Below are 22590 nucleotides of genomic sequence, written 5' to 3'. Positions count from 1 at the left end.
CAGTGGACCCCGTATCCGACATGGACGACAGCCGCGCCGCCACCGACGCTCTGCTGGCCGGTCTGCGCCGCGGACCTCTCAACCCGCAGGCCACGATGCGTTTCCTCGGGCGGGCCGCCCACCGGTCACTGCGCCAGGCCGCCCGCCGTCCCGCGGCACTGGCCGAGCTCACGGCCCTGCACGCCGTGCTGTTCACCCTGGCCGCCGGCAGACGACCGGGACGCTGCTGGGTGAGCATCAGCTGGGCCCTCTGCGTCACCCACCTGGGCCTGCTCGAAGGCCGCACCCACCTCAGCGCCGCCGACGTCCTGACCCTGATCCGCGCCAACCTCCCCGCCCTGCCCGGCGGAGCCTCACGCTGGTCCGGAGCACTGGCCATCGCCAGCGACCTCGCCGACGGCCGCCTCGCCCGCCACCGGGGCACGGCCTCCCCGTTCGGTGACTACGCCGACACCTTCGCCGACGCCGCGTTCTGGACCTGGCTCACCCTGACCCACGAACCCAGCCGGCCGTTGCGCGCGGCGGCCATCGCTGCCTGGGCACTGCCGATCACCACCGTCACCGCCATCGCCATCCACCACGGCACGATGCCCGAACGGCCCCGCCCCACCCTGCTGCGCCCCGCCGCCGCGATGCAGGCCGTCGTGGCCGTGCGCCACCTCCTGCGCCGCTCACTCCCGGCCTCCGGCCCTCACACGGCGCCGGTCCTGGTGCCGCTGTCCGGTGCCGGCTCGGGCGTGCCTTCGATCCGGACGCCCTGCCAGAAGGCCACGTGGTCCTTGAACCTCCGGGCGAGGGGACTGGGCCTGGGGTAGTACCAGGCCGCGTTCGGATTGCTCACCCCGCCGACTTCCAGCGTGTAGTAGCGGGCGATGCCCTTCCAGAAGCACAGCGACCTGCTCCGGCTCCTGACGAAGTACTCGAGGTGCAGCGACTCGGGCGGGAAGTAGTGATTGCCCTCCATGGCGGCCGGGCCGGTCCCGGGGCGCCGGTGGGCGGCCCGCGTACGGCGTCGCGTATGGATCCCGTTAAGACCGCGCTGCCGGGCGTATGGGTGCCGTCAAGAAGTCTTAACGGCCCACCGCGGACGCGGTTAGCTCATCTCCGGCCAGCTGGCCGATTCACCACACCCACTTCATCCAGGAGCTCACGATGGCCGATGTGGCCTTCGTCGTCACCACGATCGCGGTCTTCGCGCTGGTGGCTCTCATCGCCAAGGGGGTGACGAAGCTGTGACCGCCGAGAACATCATCGGCCTGGTCGTGGCCGTCGCCCTGCTGGGCTATCTCATCCTCGCCCTCGTCAAGCCGGAGAGGTTCTGAGCCCCGACATGAGCCCCGTTCTTGCTGACGTGCTCCAGGTGACAGCGCTGATCGTCGCTCTGGCCCTGGTGCACCGCCCCCTGGGCGACTACATGGCAGCCGTCTTCTCCTCCGAGAAGCACCTGCGGGTGGAGAAGTGGATCTACCGCAGTGTGGGCGCCAACCCGAACGCCGAGATGCGCTGGTCCGCCTACCTGCGGGCGGTGCTCGCCTTCTCCGCGGTGAGCGTGCTGTTGCTGTACGTGCTCCAGCGCGTGCAGGACGTCCTGCCGCTCTCGCTCGGCTTCAAGGCGATCACCCCGGACCAGGCGTTCAACACCGCCGCGTCCTTCGTCTCGAACACGAACTGGCAGTCGTACTCGGGTGAGGCGGCGATGAGCCACGTCACCCAGACCGCCGGCCTCGCCGTGCAGAACTTCGTCTCCGCGGCCGTCGGCATCGCCGTCGCGGTGGCGCTGGTCCGCGGCTTCGCGCGCTCCCGCACCGGCGAGCTGGGCAACTTCTGGGCGGACCTGGTGCGCGGCACCGTCCGCATCCTGGTTCCGATCTCCGTGATCGCCGCGATCGTGCTGGTCGCCGCGGGTGCCATCCAGAACTTCGGCGGCATCCACGAGCTCACCACGGTGACCGGCCAGACGCAGAGCATCTCGCCGGGCGCGGTGGCCTCCCAGGAGGCGATCAAGGATCTGGGCACCAACGGTGGCGGCTACTTCAACGCCAACTCCGCCCACCCCTTCGAGAACCCCAACGGCTTCTCCAACCTGCTGACGATCTTCCTGCTGCTGGTGATTCCGTTCTCGCTGCCGCGCACCTTCGGCAGGATGGTCGGCAACGTCAAGCAGGGCTATGCCATCGTCGCCGCGATGGGGACGATCTGGTTCGTCGGCGTGGTCCTGGTGACCTGGATCGAGTACGCCCACCCGGGCGCGGCCTCGCAGCTGGCGGGCGGCGCGATGGAGGGCAAGGAGCAGCGGTTCGGTGAGGGTGCGTCCTCGCTGTTCGCGGTCTCCACCACGATGACCTCGACGGGTTCGGTCAACTCCTTCCACGACTCCTTCAGCGGCCTGTCCGGCGGTGTGCTGCTGCTCGGCATGATGCTGGGCGAGCTCGCGCCCGGCGGTGTCGGCTCCGGCCTCTACGGCATGCTGATCATGGCCGTGATCGCGGTGTTCCTGGCCGGTCTGATGGTCGGCCGCACCCCGGAGTACCTGGGCAAGAAGATCGGCACCCGCGAGATCAAGCTCGCCGCGTGCTACATCCTGATCACGCCCGCCCTGGTGCTGGTCGGCACGGCCGTGGCCATGGCGCTGCCGGACGGCAAGGAGGCCATGACCAACGTGGGGGCCCACGGCTTCTCCGAGGTCCTGTACGCCTACACCTCCGCGTCGAACAACAACGGCTCCGCGTTCGCCGGCTTCGGCGCCAACACGCCGTTCTTCAACACGACGCTCGGCCTGTGCATGCTGCTGGGCCGGTTCCTGCCGATGGTGTTCGTCCTGGCCCTGGCCGGGTCGCTCGCCGAGCAGACCCCGGTGCCCGCCACCGCGGGCACCCTGCGCACCGAGAAGCCCCTGTTCACCGGGCTGCTCGTGGGCGCGATCCTGATCATCACCGGTCTGACGTTCTTCCCGGCGCTGGCGCTGGGTCCGCTCGCCGAGGGGCTGGGGTCATGACCATCGACGCAAAGAAGCACGAGGACGCGATGTCCACCGCCCCTGTCACCCCGGCACCGCACAGCGACGTCCCGACGGGCCACAAGCCCGAGGGCGGACGCGTGGGCGGCGGCCTCTTCGACCCCAGGCAGCTGGTCAAGTCGCTGCCGGACGCGATCCGCAAGCTCGACCCGCGGATCATGGTCAAGTCACCGGTCATGTTCGTGGTCCTGGTCGGCTCGGTGGTCACCACCGCGCTCGCGATCAAGGACCCGACCGACTGGTTCGGCTGGGCCATCACGGCCTGGCTGTGGCTCACGACGATCTTCGCGAACCTGGCGGAGGCGGTGGCCGAGGGCCGCGGCAAGGCGCAGGCGGACACCCTGCGCAAGGCCAAGACCGACACCGTCGCCCGACGCCTGACCAAGGACGGCAAGGGCGAGGAGGAGGTCCCGGGCACGGACCTCAAGATCGGCGACCTGGTGGTCTGCGAGGCCGGCGACATCATCCCGGGCGACGGCGACGTGGTCGAGGGCGTGGCCTCCGTGGACGAGTCCGCGATCACGGGCGAGTCCGCGCCGGTCATCCGCGAGTCCGGCGGCGACCGCTCGGCCGTCACGGGCGGTACGAAGGTGCTGTCCGACCGGATCGTCATCAAGATCACCACCAAGCCCGGTGAGACCTTCATCGACCGGATGATCAACCTGGTCGAGGGCGCGGCGCGGCAGAAGACGCCCAACGAGATCGCGCTCAACATCCTGCTGGCCTCGCTGACGATCGTCTTCCTGCTCGCGGTGGTCACGCTGAAGCCGTTCGCGATCTACGCGGGCGCCGACGAGCAGACCTCGATGATCGTGCTGACGGCGCTGCTGGTCTGCCTGATCCCGACCACGATCGGCGCGCTGCTGTCCGCGATCGGTATCGCGGGCATGGACCGGCTGGTCCAGCGCAACGTCCTGGCCATGTCGGGCCGTGCCGTGGAGGCCGCCGGCGACGTGTCCACCCTGCTGCTGGACAAGACCGGCACCATCACCCTCGGCAACCGCCAGGCCGCCGAGTTCGTCCCCGTCAAGGGCACCACCGCGGCCGAGGTCGCCGACGCCGCGCAGCTGTCCTCGCTGGCCGACGAGACCCCCGAGGGCCGTTCCATCGTGGTCCTCGCGAAGGAGAAGTACGGGCTGCGCGAGCGCCACCAGGGCGAGCTCGCCCACGCCACCTGGGTGCCCTTCACGGCGCAGACCCGCATGTCGGGCGTGGACGTCGACGGGCACCTCGTCCGCAAGGGCGCGACCGCCTCGGTCATCGCCTGGGTCAAGGAGCGCGGCGGCAAGGTGGCCGAGGACGCCGAGGCCCTGGCCAACACGATCTCCGAGGCCGGCGGCACGCCGCTGCTGGTCGCCGCGGAGGACGGCGACGGCGCCCGCGTCCTGGGCGTGATCCACCTCAAGGACGTGGTGAAGGAGGGCATGCGGGAGCGGTTCGAGGAGCTGCGCCGCATGGGCATCAAGACGGTCATGATCACGGGTGACAACCCGCTGACCGCCCGGGCCATCGCGGAGGAGGCGGGTGTCGACGACTTCCTCGCCGAGGCCACGCCCGAGGACAAGATGGCCCTGATCAAGCGGGAGCAGGCGGGAGGCAAGCTCGTCGCGATGACCGGCGACGGCACCAACGACGCCCCGGCCCTGGCCCAGGCGGACGTCGGTGTCGCGATGAACACGGGTACGTCGGCCGCCAAGGAGGCCGGCAACATGGTCGACCTCGACTCCAACCCGACCAAGCTCATCGAGATCGTCGAGATCGGCAAGCAGCTCCTGATCACGCGCGGTGCGCTGACCACGTTCTCCATTGCCAACGACGTCGCGAAGTACTTCGCGATCATCCCGGCGATCTTCGCGGTGGCCTACCCGGGCCTGGACAAGCTCAACATCATGGCTCTGTCCTCGCCGGAGTCGGCGATCCTGTCCGCGGTCATCTTCAACGCGCTGATCATCATCGCGCTGGTCCCGCTCGCCCTGAAGGGTGTCCGGTACCGGCCGTCCAGCGCGGACAAGATGCTCCGCCGCAACCTCGGCGTCTACGGACTCGGCGGCCTGGTCGTCCCGTTCATCGGCATCAAGCTCATCGACATGCTCATCTCCCTCATCCCCGGGCTCGCCTGAATTAGGAACGTGCTGATCTGCCATGAACACTTCCGTCTCCAACACGGGCCGTCTGCTGATGGCCGCGCTGCGGATGCTGCTGGTGCTGACCGTCGTGACCGGCATCCTGTACCCGCTCGCGGTCACCGGGGTCGCCCAGGCCCTCTTCCACGACAAGGCCAACGGCTCGATCGTGAAGGCCGGCGGTAAGGAGGTCGGCTCCTCGCTGGTCGGGCAGAGCTGGGACCTGCCGAAGCAGAACCCGGACGACGAGAACGAGGCGGCGCGCCCGGACCCGAAGTGGTTCCAGCCGCGCCCGTCCAACAGCTCGTACGATCCGCTCGCCACCGGCTCCAGCCAGCTCGGCGCGTCCGACTCCCGGCTGGTACAGGCGGTGAAGGACGCCAAGCAGCAGGTTGCCGAGTTCAACGGCGTGCCGGAGTCGGAGGTTCCCAAGGACGCGGTCACCGGCTCGGCCTCCGCGATCGACCCGCACATCTCGCCCGAGTACGCGAGGATCCAGATCAACCGCGTGGCCCGGGAGAACGGACTCACCGAACAGCAGGTGGCGAAGCTGGTCGCGGACCACACCGACGGGCGCACCCTGGGATTCCTCGGCGAACCGCACGTCAATGTCCTCGAGCTCAACCTGGCCCTGAGGGACCTGGCCAAGAGCTGACGCCCGTTGGGAAACGGGCGCCGGAGCCGGCGGGACGCGCAACCTCGCGTCCCGTCGGCTCCACCCCATGTTCAGCCATGTTCAGCACGCTCACCGCGGAAGGAAGGCGCCACAGCGATGACCAGGGTCCTGGTCGTGGAAGACGACCCGCAGCTCGTCCGCGCCCTGAGGATCAACCTCCAGGCGCGCAAGTTCGAGGTGGAGTCGGCCTCCAACGGTGGTACGGCGCTCCAGCTCGCCGCTGCCCGCAAGCCGGACGTCATACTGCTGGACCTCGGCCTGCCCGACATGGACGGCCTCGACGTCATCACGGGCGTACGGGACTGGAGCCGGGTGCCGATCCTCGTCCTGTCCGCCCGCCACACCTCCGAGGACAAGGTCCGGGCCCTGGACGCCGGCGCCGACGACTACATCACCAAGCCCTTCAGCATGGACGAGCTCCTCGCCCGGCTCCGCGCTGCCCTGCGTCGCAACGAGCCTCCGCAGCACCCGGAGGAGACGTTCCAGATCGCGACCGAGGACTTCACGGTGGACCTGGTGGCCAAAAGGGTCCGGCGCCATGGCCGCGATGTCCGGCTCACCCCCACCGAGTGGCAGCTGCTGGAGATCCTCATCACCCATCCCGGCCGGCTGATCAGCCAGCGCCGGCTCCTGATCGAGGTGTGGGGCCCGACGCACAGTGACAACACGAACTACCTCCGCGTCTACATGGCCCAGCTCCGGCGCAAACTGGAAGCGGACCCGGCACACCCCCGGTACCTGATCACCGAGCCCGGCATGGGCTATCGCTTCGAACCCGAAGGCCAAGGGACATGAGACGCGGCACATTCCGGATCTACCTCGGCGCGGCCCCCGGCGTCGGCAAGACCTACGCGATGCTCTCCGAAGGGCATCGCAGGATCGAGCGCGGCACCGACGTCGTCGTCGCCTTCGTCGAGCACCACGGCCGGCCGCGTACGGAGGTCATGCTGCACGGGCTGGAGGAGATCCCGCGCAAGGAGCTGGCGTACCGGAACGCCGTCTTCACCGAGATGGACGTGGACGCCGTGCTGGCCCGCCGGCCTGCCGTGGCGCTCGTGGACGAGCTGGCCCACACCAACGTGCCCGGCTCCCGCAACGCCAAGCGCTGGCAGGACATCGAGGAGCTCCTCCAGGCCGGCATCGACGTGATCACCACCGTCAACATCCAGCACCTCGAATCCCTGGGTGACGTCGTCGAGACGATAACCGGGATCCGCCAGCAGGAGACGGTGCCGGACGAGGTGGTCCGCCGCGCCGACCAGATCGAGCTGGTCGACATGTCCCCGCAGGCCCTGCGCCGGCGGATGGCACACGGCAATGTCTACAAGGCGGACAAGGTCGACGCGGCCCTGTCGAACTACTTCCGTCCCGGCAACCTCACCGCCCTGCGCGAGCTGGCGCTGCTGTGGGTGGCCGACCGCGTCGACGAGTACCTCCAGGAATACCGGGGCGAGCACAACATCCGCTCCACCTGGCAGGCCCGCGAGCGCATCGTCGTGGGCCTCACCGGCGGCCCCGAAGGCCGTCAGCTCATCCGCCGGGCAGCCCGTCTGGCCGAGAAGGGCGCCGGCGGCGAGGTCCTGGCCGTCTACATCGCCCGCAGCGACGGACTCACCTCGGCCTCGCCCAAGGAACTCGCCTTCCAGCGCAGACTGGTCGAGGACCTCGGCGGCACCTTCCACCACGTCATAGGCGACGACGTCCCCAACGCCCTGCTGGAGTTCGCACGCGGGGTCAACGCCACCCAGATCGTCCTCGGCGTGAGCCGGCGCAAGCCCTGGCAGTACGTCTTCGGCCCCGGCGTCAGCGCCACCGTCGCCCGCGAATCCGGACCCGACCTCGACGTCCACATCGTCACCCACGACCAGGCCGCCAAGGGACGCGGGCTGCCCGTCGCACGGGGCTCCCGCCTGGGCCGCTCCCGGATCATCTGGGGCTGGCTGGTCGGCATCCTCGGACCGGCCCTGCTGACCGTACTGCTGCGCACTGTCGTTCCCGACCTCGGGCTCACCAACGACATGCTCCTCTTCCTCACCCTCACGGTGGCAGCCGCCCTGCTGGGCGGACTGATGCCCGCGCTGGCCTCGGCGGCCTTCGGGTCCCTGCTGCTCAACTACTTCTTCACACCACCCCTGCACCTGTGGACCATCGCCGACCCCAAGAACATCCTCGCCATCGTGGTCTTCTTCGCGGTCGCCGTCTCCGTCGCCTCCGTGGTCGACCTCGCCGCCCGCCGCACCCACCAGGCCGCCCGGCTACGGGCCGAAGCCGAGATCCTCTCCTTCCTCGCCGGCAGCGTCCTGCGCGGCGAGGACTCCCTGGACGCGCTGCTCGAACGGGTCCGTGAGACCTTCGCCATGGAATCGGTGGCCCTGCTCGAACGCCCCAGCGAGGTCGAGCCCTGGATCCTGGCGGCGGGCACCGGGCCCGCCCCGGCCGAGCGCCCCGAGGAAGCCGACGTCGACATGCCCATCGGCGAGAACATGGCCCTCGCGCTCACCGGCCGGGTCCTGCCGGCCGAGGACCGCCGCGTCCTCGGCGCCTTCGCCGCCCAGGCCGCCGTCGTACTCGACCGCCAGCGCCTGGTCGGCCAGGCGGAAGAGGCCCAGCGCCTGGCCGAGGGCAACCGCATCCGCACCGCACTCCTCGCCGCCGTCAGCCATGACCTGCGCACCCCCCTCGCCGGGATCAAGGCCTCCGTCACCTCCCTGCGCGCCGATGACGTGGAGTGGTCGGAGGAGGACCGCGCGGACCTCCTCGAAGGCATAGAGGAAGGCGCGGACCGGCTCGACGCCCTGGTCGGCAACCTCCTCGACATGTCCCGCCTGCAGACCGGCACCGTCACCCCGCTGATCCGCGAGACCGACCTCGACGAAGTCGTCCCGATGGCGCTGGCCGGCGTACCCGACGACAGTGTGGAGCTCGACATCCCCGAAACCCTCCCCATGGTCGCCGTCGACCGCGGACTCCTGGAACGCGCCGTCGCCAACATCGTGGAGAACGCCGTCAAGTACAGCCCCGACGGGCAGCGCGTCCTGGTCTCCGCCAGTGCGCTGGCCGACCGCGTCGAACTGCGTGTCGTCGACCGCGGGCCGGGCGTCCCGGACGAGGCCAAGACGCGCATCTTCGAGCCCTTCCAGCGCTACGGGGACGCCCCCGCCGGGGCGGGTGTGGGCCTGGGCCTCGCGGTCGCCCGCGGCTTCACCGAAGCCGTCGGCGGCACCCTGACCGCCGAGGACACCCCCGGCGGCGGCCTCACCATGGTCCTCACCCTGCCCCCGGCCCCCGGCCAGCTCTCGTCCCGGTCGACCCTCCCCGCAACCGCCACCTCGTGAAGCCCGATGAACTCGGTCTGCCGCAGCACGGCGGGAGCGGCGGCGGCCACAGGCCGTGGTCCCGGGTCACGCTGAGGCGTCCGGCCAGCCGAGCAGCCGGGCCCCGATGACCGCGGTCTGGAGGGTGTAGCGGTGGCGGGGGTCGCCCGGGTCGGTCTGGGTGAGGGCGCGGATGCGCTCCAGGCGGTACGTCAGGGCGCGCACGCTGAGCGAGAGGCGGCGGGCGGCCTCGACGGCGACGCAGCCGCTGTCGAAGTAGGCGACGAGGGTGTCGACCAATGGCTGAGCCCCGCCGCGTGCCTGGCGGAGCGGGCCGAGCGTGGTCTCCACTAGGTCGGCCATCGCCTGCCGGTCCCGTGCGAGAACGGGGTAGACGAGCAGGTCGGCGGCGTGCAGGACCGGTCCCTCCAGGTTCATCCGGTCGGCGAGGTCCAGGGCGTTGAGGGCTTCCTCGTAGGAGTGGACGACACCTCCCGGTCCGGGATGGGCGCGGCCCACGGCGACCCGGCCGCCGTCGGTCGCGGCGTACGCCTGCTTGGCGAAGAAGGCGAGGACCTCGGGCTGATCGCCCGGCGCGACGCAGATCAGGCGGCCGTCCTTGGTGGTCAGCAGGGTGTGCCGGTTGCCGAAGCGGGTGTGGACGGCCGTTTCGATGCCGCGGGCGACCGGATAGCCGTCCCCGTACGGTTCGGGGCCGGTGGCGACGGCCACCGCGTGGGCGCGGGACAGGCGCATGCCGAAGCGCTCGGCTCGCTCCGCGAGCCGGCCGAGGTCGCTGCCGCCGTAGAGGAGGTCGTCGATGAACTCCCGCCGGGCCGCCTCCTCCTGACGTACCGCCAGCTGCGAGGCCCGGTCGAAGCCTTCGGCGAAGGCGTCCACGGCCTGCTCGACGACCCCGAGCAGGCTCAGGGCCGGCGCCGGGGCCAGCGTCTCCTGCACGTTCCGCGCCTCGGCCAGGTGCGCGCGTACGAGGTCGCGGAGGCTCAGGTTGGCTTCCGCCGCCCGCTCACCCTCCGCCCGGCGGACGTCCAGCTCCGCGCGGGTGAGGCGGCGGCCGGTGGCGCAGGCATCCAGCAGCATCTGCGCGTACCCCGCCAGATACTCCTCCGCCGTGCCACGTTCCGCCATGATTCCCACCCCGATCCCGACGCGTCCCTGACACGCCCTTGACGCCGACCAGGGTGACATGCCGCAAGGACGCAGCCGACACCGGCATCAGGGCAGCGTAAAGACTGCCGGTCACCGGCAATGCGGTGACCGGGCGGGCGCCTGCATCATCAGGCCGTGAACGCACCGCCGTCCCACCGCGCTTCGGAGCCGGGAGGTGGGGCGGTCTCGCGCGTCGCCGGGGGAGGCGGGGGGCTCCGGCGGCGGGGGAGGGGAGAGGGGGACGGCAGGGCGGACGGCCCTGCCGTCCCCCTCTCCGTCCGACTGTGCGGGCGGGCTACGTGCGGGAGCGCCCGCGCCCGCTGAGGATGTGGCCCTCGGGGACGTGAGGGGGCCCGGTGCATCCTTGGGTAGTGACTTCGACTGCTTCACCACGCCAACTCGCCGACACGGGCGGCCGGATGGTCGTCTGCGGGGACGACGGGCTGGCCCACCGCCTCGGGGCTGAGCTGCGCGACGTCTACCGGGAGCGGGTGACCCTCGTGGTGCCCGCACGTCCGGCCGGCCGGACGCGGCCGGACGGGCGTTTCGGGGGCGGATCCGGGCTCGGCGCCGGCCTGTCGGCCCGGGTGCCGTCCGCGAGGCCTCGTCCGGGAGACTCCGCCGAGCGGCAGCCGGGCGGGCGGGAGCTGCGGTGGGTGGAGGCGGCCGAGCCCACCGAGGAGGTGATGACCACCGCGGGGGTGGCCGGCGCTTCGGCACTGGCGCTGGTCTACGAGGACGACGAGACCAATCTGCGCGCGGCGCTCGTGGCCCGGCGGCTGAATCCGAGGCTGCGGCTGGTGATCCGGCTCTACAACCGCAAGCTGGGCCAGCACCTGGAGGAGCTGCTGGACCAGGCGGCGATCGTCGCCGACCCCACCGTCGACCTGCGGGAGCTCGACTCCTCGACCACCGTGCTCTCCGATGCCGACACGGCCGCGCCCGCACTGGCGGCGACCGCGGTCGCGGGCACGGGCAAGGTCGTCCAGGCGGACGGGCTGCTGCTGCGGGCCGTGGAGCGCACTCCGCCCGGCCGGGGGGAAGTGGCCGATCCGGGGCTGTGCACCCTGGCGCTGCTGTCCGCGACGACGGCCGACCCGGCCGGCGCCGAGGGCGCCGAGCACAGCGGGGAGCGGGGTCCGCAGCTGCTGCCGGACGACCGGGCGGTCGCGGCGGCGACCGGCCGGGGCGTGGTCGCCCTGGAGACGGTCTCCTACGCCGGCCCCCAGCGGTCCGGGCCGCGGCTCGCCACGGCGGCGCTGCCCATGGGGTCGCTGTTCTCCCGGCGCCTGCGCTGGGCGCTGTTCGGCCTGGCGGCCGCGGTCGGCGCCCTGGCCCTGGCCGCCTGGGCCACGACCGGGGACCACCCTCTGCACGCCGCCTACATGACCCTCCTCGACATCTTCGCGATCAACGACCCGGCTGTCGAGGAACCGGCCGGGCGCCAGCTGCTCCAGATCCTCGCCGGCCTGGTCGGCATGCTGATCCTGCCCGTGCTGGTGGCCGCGGCCCTGGAAGGGCTGGGGGCCTTCCGCACGGCCACGGTCCTGCGCCGCCCGCCCCGCACACTGTCGGGGCACGTCGTCCTGCTCGGCCTGGGCAAGGTCGGCACCCGGGTCCTGGCCAGGCTGCGGGAACTGGAGATCCCGGTCGTGTGCGTGGGGTCCGACCCCGAGGCCCGGGGGCTGGCCCTCGCCCGCAGCCTACGGGTTCCGGTCGTGCTGGGTGACGTCACCGAGGAAGGCGTCCTGGAGGCGGCCCGGATCCACCGCGCGCACGCCCTGCTCGCGCTGACCAGCTCGGACACCACGAACCTGGAGGCCGCTCTCTACGCCCGCTCGGTCGAGCCGGACCTGAGGGCGGTGCTGCGGCTGTACGACGACGACTTCTCCGCCGCCGTCTACCGCACCCTGCGGGCCGCGCACCCGGAGGCGCTCACCCGCAGCCGCAGCGTCACCCACCTCGCCGCTCCCGCCTTCGCCGGAGCCATGATGGGCCGCCAGATCCTCGGCGCGATACCCGTGGAGCGCCGGGTGCTGCTGTTCGCCGCCATCGAGGTCAGCGGTCACCCGCAGCTGCAGGGCAGGACCATCGCTGAATCCTTCCGTCCCGGCGCCTGGCGGGTGATCGCCCTGGACACCGCTGCCCCGGAAGACCGCCGGCCCGACCTCGCCTCGACCACCGACGGCAGAGCACCGGGCCGGCACACGGGCCTGGTGTGGGAGCTCCACCCCGGCTACGTACTGCGGCCCGAGGACCGTGTCGTGCTGGCCGCGACGCGCCTCGGTCTCGCCGAGCTGCTCGGACGCCGCGCAGACCTCACGGGAGGCTCCATCGGTACGGCACCCACCGGGCCGGGAGAGATGTGATCAGCTGCCGGTCGTAGCCGCGGCGACGCCTGAGCCCGGTGCCGGGTCAACGGTGGACGAGATCGCGGGCGAGACAGAGCAGGAGCCCCAGCGGGATCGCCCACCGGGCGAACGGTGTGCCTGACAGCGCGCGGTCGGCCTCGGCCGGTGCGCGCAGCCGGGGGTGGAGGGCCATGGCGGTCAGCGTGTCGGCGACCTCACCGAGGGTGTCCGGGAGGCCGAGGCGGCGGCTCAGCCACGGCGGTCGGAACAGTCCTCCCATCGGCTCCCCCGGAGGCCCGACGAACTCCAGGAGGCCGTCGCGGCGGGCCTCGACGTGGCTGATGACCGACCAGGACAGGAAGGTGGTGGACCACAGGCGGCGGACGCGTACGCCGTCCCGGTCGGCGGTGACCCGCCACAGGGCCACCCGGCAGGCGGCCCAGCCCGCGACCAGCGAGGTCCAGACGGCGAAGACCAGACCGCCGATGTCCGGAGCGGCCAGGCTCCCGCCGACGGGCGGCACGGTCAACGCCGCGAACGTCACACACCACAGGACTGCGGCGATCCGAGCCGTGGTTCCGCTCCGCCAGACCAGCGGCTCCGTGGGCGGTTCCACGGTGGCGGCGAGGGCTTGCACCCGATCGCGCTGGGCGAGCCGCATCTCGCGGCGGCGGGCTCCGCGCAGCATCTGTGCGCTTCCTGCGCTTCCTGCGCTTCTTGCGTGCCTGCGGCCGATCCCCCTCACACCGCCTGCCCTGCCGGCACCGGTCGGTGGGCCGCGGGCGCGGTGTCCTCGTCGACGTGGAAGAGGCGGGCGATGGGGACGTCGGTGCTGCTGTGGGCGATGATCGAGAAGGCGATGCAGACGGCGATCAGTGTGTAGGCCTGTTCGCCCTGGGGGATTCCGGCCTGGAGGACCAGCAGTCCGTAGACGACCGAGGCGAAGCCCTTGGGACCGAACCAGGCCGCCACCAGCTTCTGCCGGCGCTCGAACCCCGTGCCGATCAGTGAGAGCAGCAGCGATGCGGGGCGGATGAGCACGATCGCCAGCACCACGGCGACGTACCCGCCGAGCGAGAGGTCGCCGAACAGCTGCGGGGTGAGCAGCGCGCCGAAGACCAGCAGCGCGGCGAATTTGGCCAGCTCTGCAAGTGCCTCGCCCAGTGGCTCGAAGGCGGTCTTGGCCTCGGGGGAGGCGGCGGTGAAGACCGCGCCGGCGGAGAAGGCGGCGAGGTAGGGGTTGGCGTGGGTGAGGTGGCACAGCCCGTAGAGGATGATCCCGGTGGCCAGCGGCAGCAGCGGCTGGAGTTTCGGCTCCGCGCCCAGGAGCCGGAACCTGACCAGGGCGGTGACCGCCAGCGGCAGCACGATGCCGAAGGCCAGGCCCAGCGCCAGCTCCAGGCTGATCATGCCGAGCGAGGCCTCCGCGTGGGAGGAGGTGGGTCCGGCGGCGGCGATGAGGATCAGCACGACGGGCAGGGCGAGGCCGTCGTTGATGCCGCTCTCCACGTTCAGCAGCTGCCGCAGCTTCGCCGGGACCTCCTTGCGCCCCACGATCGCGGAGGCGAACACGGGGTCGGTCGGCGCCAGCACGGCACCGACGAGGAAGGACGTCGTCCAGTCCAGGCCCACCAGGTAGTGCGTGATCAGCGCCATGCCGACCATGGCGAGCGGCATCCCCAGTCCCAGCGCGCGGGCCGGGTTCTTCCAGTTCTCCCGGAGCTTGGGGAACGAGACGTGCATGCCGTCGGTGAACAGCACCGCGAACAGCGCGAGATCGGCGGTCACGGCGACGATCTCGCTGTCGGCGGTGATGTGGACCAGTCCGAGGAAGCCGTCGCTGACGAGCGCTCCGCCGAGCAGGAACAGCAGTGACGTGGACAGTACGGTCCTGGCGGCGAGCCCGGACAGCAGCACCGCGACGAGCAGCGCGACACCGAAGACAGCGACGAGCACCATGGCAGGAAGCCCCGATCTGCGAAGAGAGTTGTCCCCTGATCGCCGACCAGACTTCCCGGCACGCCACCGTGGACTTTACACGCCCCTTACGGTGTGTTGACGAGGCCTTAGCGGCAGAATTCCGGACCGCCCGTTGCCGACGGCTCCCCTGGCCCCGGACCTGCAGGCGCCTGTAACGTGCAGCCGGCGCGTCGCCGGGCGACGCGTGGTGTGCCGGGAAGTCTGGTCGGCTGATCACCCACCCATGCATCACGTACTGCAGAAGGACCGCCCCCATGAAGTGGCAGTGGACCGCCCTGATCCTGTTCTCCCTGACCCTGCTTCCCGCAGGTCTCGCCATGCTCGCCGACCGGGTTCCGCGCCGCCTGCGCGCCCGTCTCGTACCGGTTCGGGCGCGGGGCGCCGCCTTCCTGCTGATCTACGCGACCGCGCCGGCCAACGTCGTACCCCGGCTGGCCGGCGCCTCGCCGGACACGACACTGGCGTTCACGGCGGCGGGCGGTGTACTGGCAGTGGCGGGAGCCCTGGTGCTCGGCGTGGCGACGTGGCGGACCGGGCGGGTCAGCTGAGCTCGGCGAAGGTTTCGACGGCCCGGGTCTTGCCGGTGATGATGATGACGTCGCCCTTTTCGACGACGGTCTCGGCGGTGGCGTGGGTGAAGCCCTGCCCCGGACGCTTGATGCCGACGACCGTGATGCCGTAGCGGGTGCGTACGGCGCTCTCGCCGAGCGGGACCCCGGTGATCGTGGTCGGGGTGATGGTCTTGACGAGCGCATAGTCGTCGTCGAACTCGATGAAGTCGAGCATGCGGCCGGTGACGAGGTGGGCGACGCGTTCGCCCATCTCGTGCTCGGGCAGGACGACGTGGTGGACGCCGAGGCGTTCGAGGATCTGGCCGTGCTGGCGGCTGATGGCCTTGGCCCAGATGTTGGGCACGCCTTCCTCCAGCAGGTTGGAGGCGATCAGGATGCTGGCCTCGATGTCCGTACCGATGCCCACGACGACGCTGGGGAAGTCCCCGACGCCGAGCTGGCGCATGACGACGGGGTCGGTGCAGTCGGCGACGGCCGAGTGGGTCAGGATGTCGCTGTGCTTCTGGACGAGCGTGGAGTCGGTGTCGATCCCCAGCACGTCCCAGCCGCGGCGGGTCAGCTCGTTCGCCAGGGAACTGCCGAACCGGCCCAGGCCGATGACGGCGACGCGCTGGTCGGCGGCCGCGTGGCCGGCGACGTCCCGCAGTCGCTTGTGGCGGCGTCGGCGCAGGTTGTGCAGGTAGTTACCCAATGACGGGTCGCTCCTCGGGTAGCTGGTAGCGGCGCACTCGTTCGCGCAGGGCGAGCGAGGAGACCAGGGTGATCGGGCCGAGGCGGCCGATGAACATGAGCAGGATCAGGATCAGCTGACCGGAGACCGGGATGTCCGCGGTGATGCCCGTGGACAGGCCGACCGTGCCGAAGGCGGAGACGGCCTCGAAGAGCACCGCCTCCGCGGGGGCCTTGGTCACGGTCAGCAGCGCGAGCGTGGCAGCGATGACCAGCCCTACGCCGAGCAGGGCCACGGTCAGGGCCTGCCGCAGGGCGTGCGGGGCGAGGCGGCGGCCCATGACGGTGGAGTTGGGCTCGCCGCGCACCTCGGCCGCCATGGCGGCGGCCAGCACGGAGAAGGTGGTGACCTTGATCCCGCCGGCGGTGCCCGCGCTGCCGCCGCCGATGAACATCAGCGTGCAGGTGAACAGGACGGTGGAGGCGTTCAGGGCGCCCATGTCGATGGCGTTGAAGCCGGCCGTGCGGCTCATCGCCGAGTAGAAGAAACCGTTGAGGACCTTCTGCCCCCAGTCGAACGGGCCGAGCGTGCCGGGGTTGGTCCACTCGAGCAGGCAGGTCAGCACGGTCCCGACCACCAGCAGGGCGGCCGAGGTGACCAGGGTCAGCCGGGTGTGCAGCGACCAGTTGCGCAGACCGGTCGTCCGCTGCCGGTTGCGGTGCCGCATGAGTTCCAGCAGGACGGGAAAGCCCAGGCCGCCCAGGATCACGGCCACCGCGATGGGCATCGTGACCCAGGGGTCCTGGGCGTACCGGGTGATGCTGTCGCCGTGCAGACCGAACCCGGCGTTGTTGAACGCCGAGACGGAATGGAAGAGGCCCGAGTAGACGGCCTCGCCGAAGCCGAAGCCGTAGCCGAACCGCAGGCGCTGCGCCAGGAACGCGCCGACCGCCAGCTCGACGACGAGTGTGCAGCCCGCGACACCGAGCAGGACACGGCGTACGTCGCCCAGGCCGAGGCTCTTGGTCTCCGCGGCCGCGGTCAGCTGCATCCGTAGTCTCAGCCGCCCGGAGACCAGGAGCGCCAGCAGGGACGCCATGGTCATGATCCCGAACCCGCCGACCTGGATCAGCGCGAGGATCAGCAGTTCACCGAACGTGGACCAGTGCTCGGCGGTGTCCACGACCACCAGCCCGGTGACGCACACGGCCGAGGTCGCCGTGAACAGCGCGGTGAGAGGGCTGGTGACCGAGCCGTCGGCTGATGCCGCCGGCAGCATCAGAGCGGCCGAGCCGAGGATGATGACCAGCGCGAACGCCGACACCACCGTGCGGGCCGGGTGGGCGGTGAACACCGCCTGCCACACCCGCGCGATACGTCCAGCCACGTGCCGGCCCTTCTTCCATGATTCGACACCGCCATTGGGCCGGAGCATCAAGATCGCGTCAAGGACCGGCGGCTGTCAATCCTCTCCCCCGAGTCGGCCACTGTCCCGACTTCCCTGCCGGAGTCCGGCAGTCTGCGGCGCGCCGAACTGCCGTCAGAGACTCGTCAAGAAGCTGTAAGAAACCTATAAAGTTGCTGCTGGTGTGCCGGGAAGCCTGGTCGGCGAACAAGGGACAACTCTCTTCGCAGATCGGGGCCCGGCTTCATGACGCTCGTCGCTGTTCGGTGCCCGACGGCACCGCGTCCGCCGCGGCGGTTCGCACGAACCCCTCCGGATGACGGCATCTGCCGACGTGGCCCCGTGGCCGATCCGAGGCCCGATCCACCGGACGTCCGCGCAAGGACCACCTCCCGCGGCGGTCTCGCGGTTCCCGCCCCAGCAACACACCCCACCAGGAGTAGCGCCATGTCCGCCCGTGATCTCGCCGAGCCCTATCCGCACGTCACCACCGACGACAGCGCCGTGGACGCGGTCCGGCTGCTGGCCGAGCGCAATCTGCCCGCGCTGCTGGTCCTGGACACCGACGGCACCCCGTACGCCGCCGTCCCCGGCTCCCAGCTGGTGCGCCAGCTCGTGCCCGAGTACGTGATGGAGGACCCGCTGCTCGCGCCGGTCATCGACGAGCGGCACGCCGAGGCCATGGCCGAGAGCCTGGTGGGCAAGACGGTCGCGCAGTGGCTGCCGGCCCGTACGTTCAAGCCGCCGTACGTCGGCCCGGACGCGGGGACGATGGAGATCGCGGCCACCATGGCCCGTACGCACGTCCCGCTCGTCGCCGTGATCGAGTACGTCGGTGACCAGGGCCGGCTCCTCGGGGTCGTCTCGGCCGCCGCCCTGATGCGGCACCTGCTCGCGGCGGGGGGCCAGGCGTGAGCAACTGGCAGAGCTGGGCCGCGGTCGCCGTCTTCGCCGGTGTCTACGTCCTGATCATCACCGAGTGGGTCCACCGCGTCGCCGCCGCCCTGGGCGGAGCCGGGCTGATGCTGGCCATCGGCGCCACCGACGACGCCTCCGCCTTCCACTCCGCCGAGACCGGCATCGACTGGAACGTCATCTTCCTGCTGCTCGGCATGATGATGATCGTCGGCGTGCTCAAGCGGACCGGCCTCTTCGAGTACCTGGCGATCTGGTCCGTGAAGAAGGCCAAGGCCCGCCCGTTCCGGGTGATGGCCATGCTGATCGTCATCACCGCCGTGGCATCGGCGCTGCTGGACAACGTCACGACGGTCCTGTTGGTCGCCCCGGTCACCCTGCTGGTGTGCGACCGGCTGCGACTGCCGGCCGCTCCCTTCCTGATCGCCGAGGTCCTCGCCTCGAACGTCGGTGGCACCGCCACGCTGGTCGGCGATCCGCCGAACATCATCATCGCCAGCCGGGCCGGCCTGACCTTCAACGACTTCCTGGTCCACCTCGCCCCGCTCTGCGCGCTCCTGATAGTCGTCCTCGTGCTGCTGTGCCGGGTGATGTTCGCGAAGTACTTCGTCTACGACGAGAAGCGCGCAGCCGAGGTCATGGAGCTGCGCGAGCGCGAGGCCATCAAGAACCCCCGCCTCCTCGCCCAGGGCCTGGGCATCCTCGCCCTGGTCGTCGCCGGATTCGTCCTCCACCCCGTGCTGCACTACGAGCCCAGTGTCGTGGCCCTCCTCGGCGCGGGCCTGCTCGTGGCGATCTCCAAGGTCGAGACCGGCGAGGTCCTCGGCGAGGTGGAGTGGCCCACCCTGGCCTTCTTCGCCGGCCTGTTCGTCATGGTCGGCTCCCTCATCGAGACCGGCGTCATCGGCGAGCTCGCCGGCTCCCTGGCGGACGCGATAGGCGGCGCCGAACTCGGCGGGTCCATGCTGCTGCTCGGCGGCTCCGCCGTCCTGTCCGGGATCGTCGACAACATCCCGTACGTCGCCACCATGGCCCCCATCACCAGCGAACTGGTCACCGACATGGGCGGCGACCCCGACCACGTCATGTGGTGGGCCCTGGCGCTCGGCGCGGACCTCGGCGGCAACGCCACCGCCATCGGCGCCTCCGCCAACGTCGTCGTCCTCGGCATCGCCGAACGCAACCGTCAGCCGATCTCCTTCTGGCAGTTCACCAAGTACGGCCTCGTCGTCACCGCCGCCACGGTCGCCGTGGCCGCGCTCTACCTCTGGCTGCGCTACTTCGCCCTGGCCTGAGACGACCTGCGTACGGCGCCACCGAGCGGCCGCAAGGAGTGATCCACCCGATGTCCTGACGGGTTCTCAACACTGCGCCGCCGTGCGGCGGACCCTGGGTAAAGGCCGACGCGTACGAGCGCTACGGCGACGCGGCGATGGTCCAGATGCTGGTCGAGGCCCTGCCGCAGGTCGTCGCCAAGGCAGCCGAACCCCTGTCCGCCATCGACAAGATGACCGTCATCTCCACCGACGGCGCGAGCAAGCTGTCCCGTACGGTCGCCGACAACGTCGCCCAGGGCATGGAACTCCTCGGCTCCACCACCGGAGTCGACCTCACCCAGCTCCTCAAGGGCCTCACCACACCCAAGCCCGAGCCCGCCGCCGCCAACGGCAAGGTGGAGATCACCGGCTGACCATCCGAAGGGCCGCCGCTCCGCGGACCCGGCCGGCGGCGAGGTCGTCGAGTGCCGTGTCGGCGTGCCTGAAGTCGTACAGCGTGAGGGTCGGGCGCAGCCGGTGTTCGGCGGCGGCTGCGAGGAACGCGCGTCCGTCCTGGCGGGTGTTGGCGGTGGTGCTGCGGATGGTGCGTTCGCGGAAGAAGTGGTGCTCGTAGTCCAGCGGCGGGATGTCGGTGAGGTGGATGCCCGCGATGCTCAGGGTTCCGCCGCTGTCCAGTGCCTCCAGGGCCACGGGGACGAGGGCGCCGTCCGGGGCGAAGAGGATCGCGGCGTCCAGTGGCTCGGGCGGCCCCGTCGGAGCGTCTCCCGCTGAGGCGGCGCCGAGCTCCAGGGCGAGCGCCTGGGCTGCCCACGACCGGGTGAGGACGTGGACGGTGGCTCCCTGGGCGAGGGCGAGCTGGGCGGTGAGGTGGGCCGAGGCCCCGAACCCGTAGATGCCGAGCCGGCCGCCCGGTGGGAGTTCGGCGCGGAGCAGGGCCCGGTAGCCGATGATGCCCGCGCACAGCAGCGGGGCCAGCTCCTCGGCCTTGTATCCGGTCGGCATCGGGTAGGCGTACGGCGCGGGCACTGTCGCGTACTCGGCGTAACCGCCGTCTGCGTCCCAGCCGGTGTAGCGGGACGAGGGACAGAGGTTCTCCCGGCCGCGCGTGCAGAAGCGGCACACGCCGCAGGTGTCGCGGAGCCAGGGGATGCCGACCCGGGAGCCGACGGCCGGCGTCGTGACGTGGCTGCCGGTGGCGACGACGTCGCCGACGGCCTCGTGGCCGGGGACGACCTGGTCCCGGTGGGGTGGCAGGTCGCCGTCGCGGATGTGCAGATCGGTCCGGCACACCCCGCAGGCAGCGACCTGGACCAACAGCTCGTCCGGCGCCGGCACCGGAACGGGCAGCTTCACGAGCCTGGTCGTGCCCGGCTGCCCGGCGGGGCAGATCCACGCCTGCATCGTTCTCGGGATCCGGCTGTTCACCTCGGGCCTCCACTGCTCTGCTGCCGATGACCGGCGAATCCGGCGCCAAGTCCCGAGCGTATTTACTGGCCCGCAAGCGCTCCCCACGCCCACGTACGTCGAGTACGCGGTCGCGCACGCCTCCGAGAGAACGTGAAGGGCCCGGGACGAGTCGCAATTCTGAGCCCCGCATCGCGGCCCTGGGGGGCGGCGAACTGGGGGTGGGGGGACGGCTCCTGGGCAGTCTCAGCTGTCGGGCGCTGTCGCTGCCGGCGGTGCCTGGTCCGGGGGTTCCGTGACCGATACCTGGGCCGGTCGGAGCAGCCGTGTGCCGACCTGGTAGCCGGGCCGTACGACGGCTGTGCAGACCGGGGTGTCGACGTCGTCGGAGACCTGGTGGCCGACGGCTTCGTGGCGGGCGGGGTCGAAGGGTTCGCCTGCCGTGCCCACGCGCTCCAGCCCGAGGTCCGCGAGCCGTTCCTCCAGGGCCTCGGCCACGGCCCACAGACTGCCGTTGACCTCGCCGAGCCCGCGGGCGCGGTCGATGGCGTCGAGTACCGGCAGGAGGCTGTCGAGGACCTTGGCGGTGGCGATCTCGCTGATGGCGGCCTGGTCGTGCTGCACCTGCTTGCGGTAGTTCTCGTACTCCGCCTCCACCCGCCGTAGCTCGGCCGTGCGTTCGGCGAGCTGGGCCTCGAGGGCGCCGGCCCGGTCCGGCGTCCCGAGCACGTGCTCGCCCCCTTCCCGCTCGGGGGTCTCCTCGTCGGGCTCCCGGGGCTGGAGGGTTTCCGGGTCGATTCGTCGCCTGTCCCGGATGACCACCGAGGGTTGCTCCTCGTGCGGCCGGGATTCGTTCGGGCTGCTCATCGTGAGCTCCCTTCGGCTACGGGCCGGGCGGCGGGTAGGTGACGGGGCCCCGACGGCGACGCTGCCGCCGCGTTCGCGGATCCGGGCCACCGCCTGGTCGGCGTCGTCGACGGCGAAGTACGGGGTCCATGCGACCGGCACGGCGAACTGACCGGCCACGGCGGCGATGCCGGCCACGGGCACTCCGTCCGCCTCGGCCACGGAGAACGCACGCGGCCAAGGCCAGACAGGCGGGCACACGGCCGCGGTACTGCCTGACGACGGGCGCCTGCCCGCCCCGGCCGCAGCCATGCGCGGATCTCGGCGACAGCTCGGGTGGCGGGTCGGCCTCCGCCGGCACGAGTCCAACCCGGTCCGGTCTCTCCCGTACCGGCGCGTTCACGCCCTGGTCGGGCGGTGCGTAGCATGCGCCGTCCCGGGTAGCCGGTCGGTGGGTCACCGTCCGGCCCGGCGACGATGCCGAGCGGGCCGGGCAGGCTCTGGCCGACGAGAGCGGCCGTTCCGGATGCCCGGCCCCTCGTCATCGCCCGGGGCAGCTCAGGGCGTACGTCCGGCCCTCGCGCCCCCACTCGCCCCACTGCGGCCGCAGTCCCGCGTCCATCGCCCGCAGGCACGGCCGGCCGATGTGCGCGTACACCAGGCGCCGTACTCCGTGCCGGATCGCCTCGCGCCCCACCTCCAGCACGTACGCGTGGCCGCCGACCCCGCCCCGGAAGCGGATCCGCCGGTCCCATCCCGCCGCTTCCGCGAACATCAGGTCGGCGCCGGCCGCCCACGCCGGAAACTCCCAGAACTCCGGCGCCCACACCACCACCGCGCCGCCCGCCCGGCGTGGTCAGCGGGCCGGAAG

19 protein-coding genes and 2 pseudogenes are annotated in these 22590 nt (G+C 71.4%); 12 read left to right on the top strand and 9 right to left on the bottom strand.

Translation table 11 applies throughout. The annotated features are described in order from the left end of the window. The first annotated feature begins 2 nt into the window (after window positions 1-2). A complete protein-coding gene (locus GPJ59_RS00265) occupies window positions 3-815 on the top strand; it encodes a CDP-alcohol phosphatidyltransferase family protein (protein ID WP_219664069.1) in 813 nt (270 codons plus the stop codon). A gap of 2 nt (window positions 816-817) precedes the next feature. On the opposite strand, the pseudogene GPJ59_RS36925 reads toward GPJ59_RS00265, so the two are convergent. Then, window positions 818-964: pseudogene (locus GPJ59_RS36925) on the bottom strand (DUF427 domain-containing protein); the annotation flags it as partial. Window positions 965-1232: 268 nt separating this feature from the next. Between GPJ59_RS36925 and kdpF the strand changes: the two are divergent. The 6 genes from kdpF to GPJ59_RS00235 all read left to right on the top strand — a co-directional run bounded on the left by kdpF (window position 1233) and on the right by GPJ59_RS00235 (window position 9150). Then, on the top strand, window positions 1233-1322 hold the full coding sequence (gene kdpF / locus GPJ59_RS00260) for a K(+)-transporting ATPase subunit F (protein WP_219664068.1): 90 nt from the start codon (window positions 1233-1235) through the stop codon (window positions 1320-1322). An 8-nt stretch (window positions 1323-1330) separates the two neighbouring features. Then, window positions 1331-2995: a potassium-transporting ATPase subunit KdpA gene (gene kdpA / locus GPJ59_RS00255; protein ID WP_219664067.1), complete on the top strand. Its 1665-nt coding sequence runs from the start codon at window positions 1331-1333 to the stop codon at window positions 2993-2995. After that, a complete protein-coding gene (gene kdpB, locus GPJ59_RS00250; RefSeq protein WP_258023624.1) occupies window positions 2992-5136 on the top strand; it encodes a potassium-transporting ATPase subunit KdpB in 2145 nt (714 codons plus the stop codon). Before kdpA ends, kdpB begins: the two co-directional genes overlap by 4 nt. Window positions 5137-5158: 22 nt before the next feature. Continuing rightward, window positions 5159-5794 (top strand): potassium-transporting ATPase subunit KdpC, encoded by a 636-nt coding sequence (gene kdpC, locus GPJ59_RS00245; RefSeq protein ID WP_219664066.1) that lies wholly within the window; start codon window positions 5159-5161, stop codon window positions 5792-5794. A gap of 117 nt (window positions 5795-5911) precedes the next feature. Continuing rightward, a complete protein-coding gene (locus GPJ59_RS00240; RefSeq protein WP_219664065.1) occupies window positions 5912-6610 on the top strand; it encodes a response regulator in 699 nt (232 codons plus the stop codon). Beyond that, window positions 6607-9150, top strand: a complete 2544-nt coding sequence (locus GPJ59_RS00235) for a sensor histidine kinase (RefSeq protein ID WP_219664064.1) — start codon at window positions 6607-6609, stop codon at window positions 9148-9150. The genes GPJ59_RS00240 and GPJ59_RS00235 overlap by 4 nt, the downstream gene beginning before the upstream one ends. A 66-nt stretch (window positions 9151-9216) precedes the next feature. Here the strand turns inward: GPJ59_RS00235 and GPJ59_RS00230 are convergent, their stop codons facing one another. Next, window positions 9217-10278 carry a PucR family transcriptional regulator gene (locus tag GPJ59_RS00230; protein WP_219664063.1) on the bottom strand — a complete coding sequence of 354 codons (1062 nt, stop codon included), beginning with the start codon at window positions 10276-10278 and terminating at the stop codon, window positions 9217-9219. Between the two features lie 440 nt (window positions 10279-10718). On the opposite strand from GPJ59_RS00230, the gene GPJ59_RS00225 reads away from it, so the two are divergent. After that, window positions 10719-12668 carry an NAD-binding protein gene (locus GPJ59_RS00225; protein WP_219664105.1) on the top strand — a complete coding sequence of 650 codons (1950 nt, stop codon included), beginning with the start codon at window positions 10719-10721 and terminating at the stop codon, window positions 12666-12668. A gap of 46 nt (window positions 12669-12714) precedes the next feature. On the opposite strand, the gene GPJ59_RS00220 is transcribed toward GPJ59_RS00225, so the two are convergent. Together GPJ59_RS00220 and GPJ59_RS00215 are read right to left on the bottom strand one after the other, a co-directional pair. Beyond that, entirely contained in the window at window positions 12715-13338 is a 624-nt protein-coding gene (locus tag GPJ59_RS00220; protein WP_219664062.1) for a hypothetical protein, read from the bottom strand. A gap of 53 nt (window positions 13339-13391) precedes the next feature. Continuing rightward, window positions 13392-14609 (bottom strand): cation:proton antiporter, encoded by a 1218-nt coding sequence (locus tag GPJ59_RS00215; protein ID WP_219664061.1) that lies wholly within the window; start codon window positions 14607-14609, stop codon window positions 13392-13394. 275 nt (window positions 14610-14884) lie between these two features. Here GPJ59_RS00215 and GPJ59_RS00210 point away from each other — a divergent pair, with 275 nt between their 5' ends. Further along, window positions 14885-15178 carry a hypothetical protein gene (locus GPJ59_RS00210; protein WP_219664060.1) on the top strand — a complete coding sequence of 98 codons (294 nt, stop codon included), beginning with the start codon at window positions 14885-14887 and terminating at the stop codon, window positions 15176-15178. Here the strand turns inward: GPJ59_RS00210 and GPJ59_RS00205 are convergent. Both GPJ59_RS00205 and GPJ59_RS00200 read right to left on the bottom strand, forming a co-directional pair. Then, window positions 15171-15893, bottom strand: coding sequence for a potassium channel family protein (locus tag GPJ59_RS00205; protein ID WP_219664059.1), 723 nt, complete (start codon window positions 15891-15893; stop codon window positions 15171-15173). The genes GPJ59_RS00210 and GPJ59_RS00205 overlap by 8 nt on opposite strands. Next, window positions 15886-17259 (bottom strand): TrkH family potassium uptake protein, encoded by a 1374-nt coding sequence (locus GPJ59_RS00200; RefSeq protein WP_308120054.1) that lies wholly within the window; start codon window positions 17257-17259, stop codon window positions 15886-15888. The genes GPJ59_RS00205 and GPJ59_RS00200 overlap by 8 nt, the downstream gene beginning before the upstream one ends. 465 nt (window positions 17260-17724) lie before the next feature. On the opposite strand from GPJ59_RS00200, the gene GPJ59_RS00195 reads away from it, so the two are divergent. The 3 genes and pseudogenes from GPJ59_RS00195 to GPJ59_RS00185 all read left to right on the top strand — a co-directional run. After that, a complete protein-coding gene (locus tag GPJ59_RS00195) occupies window positions 17725-18192 on the top strand; it encodes a CBS domain-containing protein (protein ID WP_219664057.1) in 468 nt (155 codons plus the stop codon). Then, on the top strand, window positions 18189-19487 hold the full coding sequence (locus tag GPJ59_RS00190; protein ID WP_219664056.1) for an ArsB/NhaD family transporter: 1299 nt from the start codon (window positions 18189-18191) through the stop codon (window positions 19485-19487). The genes GPJ59_RS00195 and GPJ59_RS00190 overlap by 4 nt, the downstream gene beginning before the upstream one ends. 101 nt (window positions 19488-19588) lie before the next feature. After that, window positions 19589-19882 (top strand): annotated as a pseudogene (locus tag GPJ59_RS00185) (flotillin domain-containing protein); the annotation flags it as partial. Here GPJ59_RS00185 and GPJ59_RS00180 read toward each other — a convergent pair. From GPJ59_RS00180 to GPJ59_RS00170, 3 genes are all read right to left on the bottom strand, one after another. Continuing rightward, window positions 19872-20870 (bottom strand): zinc-binding alcohol dehydrogenase family protein, encoded by a 999-nt coding sequence (locus GPJ59_RS00180; protein ID WP_219664104.1) that lies wholly within the window; start codon window positions 20868-20870, stop codon window positions 19872-19874. The pseudogene GPJ59_RS00185 and the gene GPJ59_RS00180 overlap by 11 nt on opposite strands. A gap of 249 nt (window positions 20871-21119) precedes the next feature. Continuing rightward, on the bottom strand, window positions 21120-21917 hold the full coding sequence (grpE, locus tag GPJ59_RS00175) for a nucleotide exchange factor GrpE (protein ID WP_308120053.1): 798 nt from the start codon (window positions 21915-21917) through the stop codon (window positions 21120-21122). A 343-nt stretch (window positions 21918-22260) separates the two neighbouring features. Then, window positions 22261-22554 (bottom strand): hypothetical protein, encoded by a 294-nt coding sequence (locus tag GPJ59_RS00170; protein ID WP_258023623.1) that lies wholly within the window; start codon window positions 22552-22554, stop codon window positions 22261-22263. Between the last annotated feature and the right edge of the window lie 36 nt (window positions 22555-22590).

This window comes from Streptomyces bambusae (assembly GCF_019400985.1).
GTDB lineage: Bacteria > Actinomycetota > Actinomycetes > Streptomycetales > Streptomycetaceae > Streptomyces > Streptomyces bambusae_A.
This window is presented reverse-complemented; position numbering and strand designations above follow the sequence as displayed.

Coding starts and splice junctions, on each gene's coding strand:
- kdpA (WP_219664067.1), top strand. CDS start 1,331: ATGAGCCCCGTTCTTGCTGACGTGCTCCAGGTGACAGCGCTGATCGTC.
- kdpB (WP_258023624.1), top strand. CDS start 2,992: ATGACCATCGACGCAAAGAAGCACGAGGACGCGATGTCCACCGCCCCT.
- kdpC (WP_219664066.1), top strand. CDS start 5,159: ATGAACACTTCCGTCTCCAACACGGGCCGTCTGCTGATGGCCGCGCTG.
- GPJ59_RS00240 (WP_219664065.1), top strand. CDS start 5,912: ATGACCAGGGTCCTGGTCGTGGAAGACGACCCGCAGCTCGTCCGCGCC.
- GPJ59_RS00235 (WP_219664064.1), top strand. CDS start 6,607: ATGAGACGCGGCACATTCCGGATCTACCTCGGCGCGGCCCCCGGCGTC.
- GPJ59_RS00230 (WP_219664063.1), bottom strand. CDS start 10,278: ATGGCGGAACGTGGCACGGCGGAGGAGTATCTGGCGGGGTACGCGCAG.
- GPJ59_RS00225 (WP_219664105.1), top strand. CDS start 10,719: ATGGTCGTCTGCGGGGACGACGGGCTGGCCCACCGCCTCGGGGCTGAG.
- GPJ59_RS00220 (WP_219664062.1), bottom strand. CDS start 13,338: ATGCTGCGCGGAGCCCGCCGCCGCGAGATGCGGCTCGCCCAGCGCGAT.
- GPJ59_RS00215 (WP_219664061.1), bottom strand. CDS start 14,609: ATGGTGCTCGTCGCTGTCTTCGGTGTCGCGCTGCTCGTCGCGGTGCTG.
- GPJ59_RS00210 (WP_219664060.1), top strand. CDS start 14,885: ATGAAGTGGCAGTGGACCGCCCTGATCCTGTTCTCCCTGACCCTGCTT.
- GPJ59_RS00195 (WP_219664057.1), top strand. CDS start 17,725: ATGTCCGCCCGTGATCTCGCCGAGCCCTATCCGCACGTCACCACCGAC.
- GPJ59_RS00180 (WP_219664104.1), bottom strand. CDS start 20,870: ATGCAGGCGTGGATCTGCCCCGCCGGGCAGCCGGGCACGACCAGGCTC.